At 24.7% G+C, this 6355-nt stretch carries 8 protein-coding genes, 1 other RNA gene and 1 pseudogene; 2 read left to right on the top strand and 8 right to left on the bottom strand.

From position 1 onward, the window contains the following. Positions 1–341 precede the first annotated feature (341 nt). The 5 genes from D9R21_RS07065 to D9R21_RS03940 form a co-directional block, all read right to left on the bottom strand. Positions 342–491, bottom strand: coding sequence for a hypothetical protein (locus D9R21_RS07065; protein ID WP_158613876.1), 150 nt, complete (start codon positions 489–491; stop codon positions 342–344). A gap of 1 nt (position 492) precedes the next feature. Continuing rightward, on the bottom strand, positions 493–651 hold the full coding sequence (locus D9R21_RS07060) for a hypothetical protein (protein WP_158613875.1): 159 nt from the start codon (positions 649–651) through the stop codon (positions 493–495). A gap of 13 nt (positions 652–664) precedes the next feature. Next, the gene (locus D9R21_RS07055; RefSeq protein WP_158613874.1) at positions 665–823 is read right to left on the bottom strand and encodes a hypothetical protein; all 159 of its coding nucleotides are present in this window, start codon (positions 821–823) and stop codon (positions 665–667) included. A 656-nt stretch (positions 824–1479) separates the two neighbouring features. Continuing rightward, positions 1480–1848, bottom strand: an RNA gene (rnpB, locus tag D9R21_RS03945) — RNase P RNA component class B. Between the two features lie 46 nt (positions 1849–1894). Beyond that, on the bottom strand, positions 1895–2206 hold the full coding sequence (locus D9R21_RS03940) for a DivIVA domain-containing protein (protein ID WP_255416613.1): 312 nt from the start codon (positions 2204–2206) through the stop codon (positions 1895–1897). An 84-nt stretch (positions 2207–2290) separates the two neighbouring features. On the opposite strand from D9R21_RS03940, the gene D9R21_RS03935 reads away from it, so the two are divergent. Next, positions 2291–2800 (top strand): Holliday junction resolvase RecU, encoded by a 510-nt coding sequence (locus D9R21_RS03935; RefSeq protein ID WP_126821185.1) that lies wholly within the window; start codon positions 2291–2293, stop codon positions 2798–2800. Here D9R21_RS03935 and D9R21_RS03930 read toward each other — a convergent pair. Together D9R21_RS03930 and D9R21_RS03925 are read right to left on the bottom strand one after the other, a co-directional pair. Then, positions 2775–3335 (bottom strand): DnaD family protein, encoded by a 561-nt coding sequence (locus D9R21_RS03930; RefSeq protein ID WP_126821184.1) that lies wholly within the window; start codon positions 3333–3335, stop codon positions 2775–2777. The genes D9R21_RS03935 and D9R21_RS03930 overlap by 26 nt on opposite strands. 23 nt (positions 3336–3358) lie before the next feature. Next, the gene (locus tag D9R21_RS03925; RefSeq protein ID WP_126821183.1) at positions 3359–3643 is read right to left on the bottom strand and encodes an HU family DNA-binding protein; all 285 of its coding nucleotides are present in this window, start codon (positions 3641–3643) and stop codon (positions 3359–3361) included. Positions 3644–3863: 220 nt separating this feature from the next. On the opposite strand from D9R21_RS03925, the gene D9R21_RS03920 reads away from it, so the two are divergent. Beyond that, positions 3864–4694 (top strand): Pr6Pr family membrane protein, encoded by an 831-nt coding sequence (locus D9R21_RS03920; RefSeq protein ID WP_126821182.1) that lies wholly within the window; start codon positions 3864–3866, stop codon positions 4692–4694. A 234-nt stretch (positions 4695–4928) separates the two neighbouring features. Here D9R21_RS03920 and D9R21_RS03915 read toward each other — a convergent pair. Next, a pseudogene (locus tag D9R21_RS03915) lies at positions 4929–5918 on the bottom strand (IS30 family transposase). Positions 5919–6355 lie beyond the last annotated feature (437 nt).

Below are 6355 nucleotides of genomic sequence, written 5' to 3'. Positions count from 1 at the left end.
AGTTTTCATTCTTTATTAAAAAAAGCAACAATTCATAACAATATTTACTTATCGCATGACGAATATATTAATGATGTTAAAAAATGAAATAAATGATATTCAAGCCGCAAAGAAAAGGATATAATAAATAAAAGTTTATAAACCTTTTTTACTAATACTTACTTTTTGGGGTGCACTCTAATATCTATCTCAAATATCTAAACTATAATCTTGTGCCGCTTCTGGGTAGTTATCAAATAATTAATTTAATAATTCTTTTAAATTCATCATTATTATTCACATCCTTTTTACAAAATAAACAATAATCAGAGTTAATTTGATTTACTGGACATTGACAATTTTTACAATATTTTGCCATTATTAACTAGATCTCAATTTGTAGCAATAATTTCACTACCAGTAACTACATAAATTAATTCTTTTTGTAAACATTTACCGCATTTTTTAGTATATTTTGTTTCATTTATTTTACATTTAACACATTTTTTCATATTATTCAAATCCTTGTCATTTAATGTTTTCGTTTTCTAAATCAATAATGGTTGTTATACCTGCCATATTTTTAGCAACCGCTTTTGCTTCTTCTAATGTATAAAATGAATTTGTAGGTAAATATTCATTTTTAATTACTAATAAGTATATTTTAGTCATAATTTAATTTCTCCTAATTCTGTTTCCCTAATGCTCAATGTTCATCATTCATATCTTCAAATGATACGGGATAAGCACGTAGCATTAATTCTTGTAATTTGTTTTCTTGATTACATTTAAAGCAATAACCTCAATATTTTTGTTTAATACAAGTTTTATTTAACTTTTTCATATAAACCTCCTAAATTATTCCTTTGATTTTTAACTCGCTGGCACTCACTCCCAAGTGAAAGTGCCAAAGCGAGAATTAGTTATATAAGTATTTATCTATTTATTTAATACGCCATTCGCTTCACTGGGGGTGAGCGGTGGCGATGTTAACATTTACAATTAACTACAAAGTACTACAATGTTCTACATTTTGTAGTTACTTGTAGTATTAAGTACCTCCTAATCAAGTCCCCACTAGTAGATTAATTAAGAAAGCCCTGCCCAGTTATTAAAAGTTAATCAACTTCTACGCACACGATTTTATTTTTATTCTTGCAATTAAAAGTTATGAATACAGCATTATCTGTTTATCTTAATCAAAATTATTAATTTACAAAATCGCAAAAAAACAAGTTAACAGTTCTATTGGTTTCTTTACTGACAAAATGCCATGTTGGGGAACCTTCCACTAAAAAATATGTAATTGTAAAATTAAATAATTGTAGAACCAATATATTTAATTTTTAAAGTTAATTTTTAAATAAAAAAAATCAACTCTTTAATAAGAGTTGATTTTTCCTACTTCATCCTTTATTCTACATTTTATAAAAATAAATTATAACTACCTAAACAAAAATAAAAATAGATTAATATCTATTTTTATTAGTAAAGTTACAACATCATAACCCACGTTCTGTTTTTTATTTTCTGAAATAAAATACTAGTTATTTATCTATCAATCATTAAATTGATCCCCTTGTTTTTTCTGCTTCAAAACAAGAAGTTCCCTTACCAAAATTTAGGTTTCTCGCTTGTGGGGTTTACCCGTTCCATTTTTTAAATTTCTTTAAAAACTCGTTTCTGTGGCACTTTTATAGAAAAAACTCCATATTATTTAATAATAAAGTAGGATTTTTTTCAGCCGTCATAAGCAACCTTATGCCTAATTTTATGAATTAAATTAGCACAAACACTACAATCATCACAGATTGTGCGAGCGTGGAGTTTCCTCTATTAACAGGATGTTAATAGCAACTAGTTCTGTTATAACTCATATATATTATACTATATCTTAGAAATTAATTAAATAAATCTAATCGTTATTTATTTTTCCTTCTAAGTTATGAATACGCTTTATTAAATCCGCTTTTGAAAAACCTTCTTCTTCTAAGCGGGCTTTTTGAGCTTTTGTTTCATCAAGCTGAGCTCTTAAAACATCATTTTTATCTTGCAAATCATTTAATTGTTGACGCAAGTACTTGATTTCCTTATTAAAGTCATTTGTAATTCCTTCAAAAACTCGATAATCTGTCGCAACCATATCTAAGAATGTATCAACTTCATTTGGATCATAGCCTTGATAATCAACTTGGAATTCCTTATTAATAATATCCGTTGCTCGTAATTTAATTGTTTTTATTTTTTACACCTCATTTGCAAGGAACAAACTTCCTTTTTTGATAATTAATTATTGAAGAAGGAAACAAAAATGTATCTACCCAATAATCGTGGCATGTTTTTAGAATCTTTACTTAATTATACTATTCAAAAATATTTTGATAATAATAGTGGTCTTTTTTTTAAACGACCAGTAAATATTACCCCACTTGAAAAACAACAGCATTTAATCACAAAAAGTTATTTTAAAACAAAAACTGGATGTGATTATTATGGACTTTATCAAGGTTATTATATTGAATTTGAAGCAAAAGAAAGTACTCAACAAAAATTTAATTTAAACAATCTTAAGACCCATCAATTACAACAATTAGCATCAGTTCCTAATCATCATGGCATTAGTTTTATTATTATTTACTTTCATTATTATGATCGTTATTTTATTTTATCATATCAAAAATTAATAAAGTGAATAAAATTAATGCCAACAAAACAAATACCACTTTCATATTTTATTGAAAATGGCCATGAACTTTTTTTAGTTTTTCCTAATTTTCTTGATTTCGAACCAATTCTTAATCAATTAATCAATTATATTTAGTTAATGATTTTGGTTTATTTTTAAGATAATTATCAATAAACTTCAGTAATTCTTTAAAAGTTAGTTTTGCATTTTGATGATTATTAATAATTAGGGTTAATTGAAAATCAGAAATTTTATTTTCTAAATAGGTATTTAAAGTTGCTTTTTCGTGTTCATTTAAAGGATGCTGTAAAATTTGATTTACTTGTTCAAATAAAATCTTTTTTTCAACATTTAATTCTAGGTTTTCAATTGCAATAATGATCTTATTAAAAATTGGGGATAAATCCATTTCTAAAACACCTTTTTTCATTTTAATATCAATAAAACCAGCTTGTTTCAAATGATCTAACATCTTTTTTGCTTGAGCTTCACTAAAATTAGAATGATTTGCAATTTCTAATGGCGTAATAAACCTTTTATCAGAAGAAGAACAGTTCATAATCAACATGATTAATACTAACTGTTCTTCTGACAAATTTATTAATTTATAATGACTTAACAAAAAACGTCACTTATTAATACTTCTTTTGTTAAATAAACTATTTAACATAACAATTAAATCTTTCCTAATTGTTAATTATTGTTTAAATCAGTTTTTAATTGTTTACCTGCTTTAAATTTAACTGATTTAGAAGCTGGGATTTTAATTGTTTCTCCTGTTGATGGATTTCTTCCATCCCTTGCTGCTCTTTCAGTTACAGCAAATTTCCCAAATCCTGCAATTGAAACTTCTTTTCCAGCAACTAAAGCATTTTTAATATGATCAAAAACAAAATTTGTAATTTCTTCTGCGTGTGTTTTTGATAACACATCAGTAAATTTTTCGGCAATTTGTGCTGCTAGTTCTTTTTTTGACATAATTACACCTCTTCTAATAAACCTTGTATAAATTTAGGTTTATATTATCTTACCCAATTTTTATAAAAATGTATACCTTTTTAAACAAAAACATTATTTTAATAAAGTTTTCTGCTTTGATAAAGCATTTTTTAAAATAATCAATGCTACAATACTATAGTAGTAATGCAGGATATTAAATTACTACAAAAAACTAAAAAACAAGGAGAAATAATTATCAATGATTTTAAAAATAAAATTAGCTTGAAAGCAAATTTATAAACTATTTTTTGCAATAGTTGGCCTTGCTATTTTAGGATGAGCGTTCATTAATGGAATTTTAAATCAAAATGATATTATGAACCGTTATAATGGCGATTACACCGTATATACATTAGATTTTTTTACAACTTTTACATGCTTATCAAACCCAGGAATCTTATTCTGATTCTTAATTAGTGGAATTCGTCATCATCAAGAAAATAAAAATAAAATTAAATCATACCCAGTTGCACTAGCAGCAGCTTGTTATATTACAATTACTTTTATTATTTACAATTGTTTATTACTGCCAACACAACCTTTACCAGGCAGCGCGATAGGATGAATTACAACAGTTATTGACCATATGACAAATCCAATTGCATTTGTTATTTACATCTTATTTTTTATGGAAAATAAACAAGAAATTAACTTAAAAAAATTTTTTAGAAAAAACTTTTGAAAATATTTACTTGTCCTATTAGCATATTGCGCTTATGCAATGATTAGAGGAGAATTACGTCGTTTGTCTGGTAACCATTTTACTTGACCAGGAAATGAACCAGGGATTATTGAAAACCGATGATACCCCTATTTCTTTTTAAATATCCATACTCCTTTTTTAGGAATTCCAGGATATGTATGATTTTTCATTGTTTTTTTTGCCATTTTAGGAATCCTAATTGGTAGTATATATTTATATAATTATTGTAATAATAAAATTATTAAAACAAAATTTTACCAAACATTGCAAGAAATAAGTATTAACAAAAACCATCATAATAGAAATTATTATGATGATAAACTATAAACATTGTTTATAGTTTTTTCTTTGCCCTTCATATTATAGTTTACATATTGATTATATTTTTCTTTTGCATAGTGTAAATTCAAGCAGCAAATTCTGTTTCTTGTTATTTTGATAATAACACTCTTTAAAATAAATGCAACTATTTTTTTAAAAAAATAAAATATTTGTAATTTTAGTCTATTTTAAGCATATTTAAGCATACTGAAAAATAGTTTATTAATTTTGTAAATAAACCTATCTAAAATTATCTAAAAATACCTCTTTTGCTGTTCTTCAATTCAAAACAGGCCTTAATTTTTCATTCATAACATCAACTACTCAATCTATTTTTTGTTGACTAATAGGATTAAAATCTGTTCCCTTTTTAAATCAATGTCTAAACTCACCATTCATACATTCAATTAATGGTTTTTGTTGTGGTTTACCAGGGTCGCAAAAATAAATATTAGAACCAGTAATCTTTTCCATTTCTTCAAACTTACTAAATTCTTTTCCTCTATCTGTTATTATTCCTTTAATTTTTCCAACTAAACCATTAATTCTAACTATATGTTCAAGTTTTTCTAAAACTTCACTTGAATTATTTTTTTCTAATTTCATAGCAAAATAATTTTTACTATTTTGTTCAACTAATACTAAACAACTAGATTGATGGTTTTTACCAACTACCATATCCATCTCAAATCAACCAACATTAGATTCTTTATTTTTAATATCTCATATTGACTTAAATTTATCATCTAATTTTCCACGATTTTCAGTTTTTCCTTTTCTTTTGTATTTTTTACCGTGATGACGTAAATTTTGTTTATTTAATCCTAATAAATTTAACCTAATTCATTTATATAAAGTTTTTTTACACGCTGGAAATTTAACACCAAACTTTTTTTAAACTTTCTAATAATTTGTGATGGTGTATAATGATATTTATTAAATCTTATATTTAATCATTCTTTTTGTTATTCTGTAAATTCAGGCAGTTTTTTAATAGATTTTTTTCGTTTTTTCTTATAATATTTTTGTGCTTCAACTGGTGTATAATGTATAATCTTCTATATTTGTAAATCTATTAATTTCTCTTTTAACAGTATTAACTGCACGACCAATTTGCCTTGATATTTCAGACAAATTAATTGTGCCATTTTTCTTTTTACATCTTTCAGATAACAATAAATCTTTAAATAAACTTCGTTCATCAAATTTTACATGTATATAGTCTTGCATTTTTTTCTGTCTCCAATCTTTTAATTTTATTTATAACATTAAATTAAAAAATTGAAATTATTATATTGACAAATATTTTTATGGGAATATAATATACACAATAAACAGTAGTTGAATTCTGTCTCTTAAAAAATGTTTATATCAAAAATAAAAAGTAAAGAAATAGAGTGCACCCCAAAAAGTAAGTATTAGTAAAAAATGTTTATAAACTTTTATTTATTATATCCTTTTCTTTGCGGCTTGAATATCATTTATTTCATTTTTTAACATCATTAATATATTCGTCATGCGATAAGTAAATATTGTTATGAATTGTTGCTTTTTTTTAATAAAGAATGAAAACTTTCAATAACAATATTATCAGCACAATGATAATTTTTACCCATAGAAATTCTAATTCCATTAGATATACATTTATTATTATATATTTTTGATGT

This window comes from Spiroplasma endosymbiont of Megaselia nigra (genome assembly GCF_003987485.1).
GTDB lineage: Bacteria > Bacillota_I > Bacilli_A > Mycoplasmatales > Mycoplasmataceae > Spiroplasma.
The sequence above is the reverse complement of the archived record's forward strand: the minus strand, read 5'-3'. Positions and strand labels throughout refer to the sequence as shown.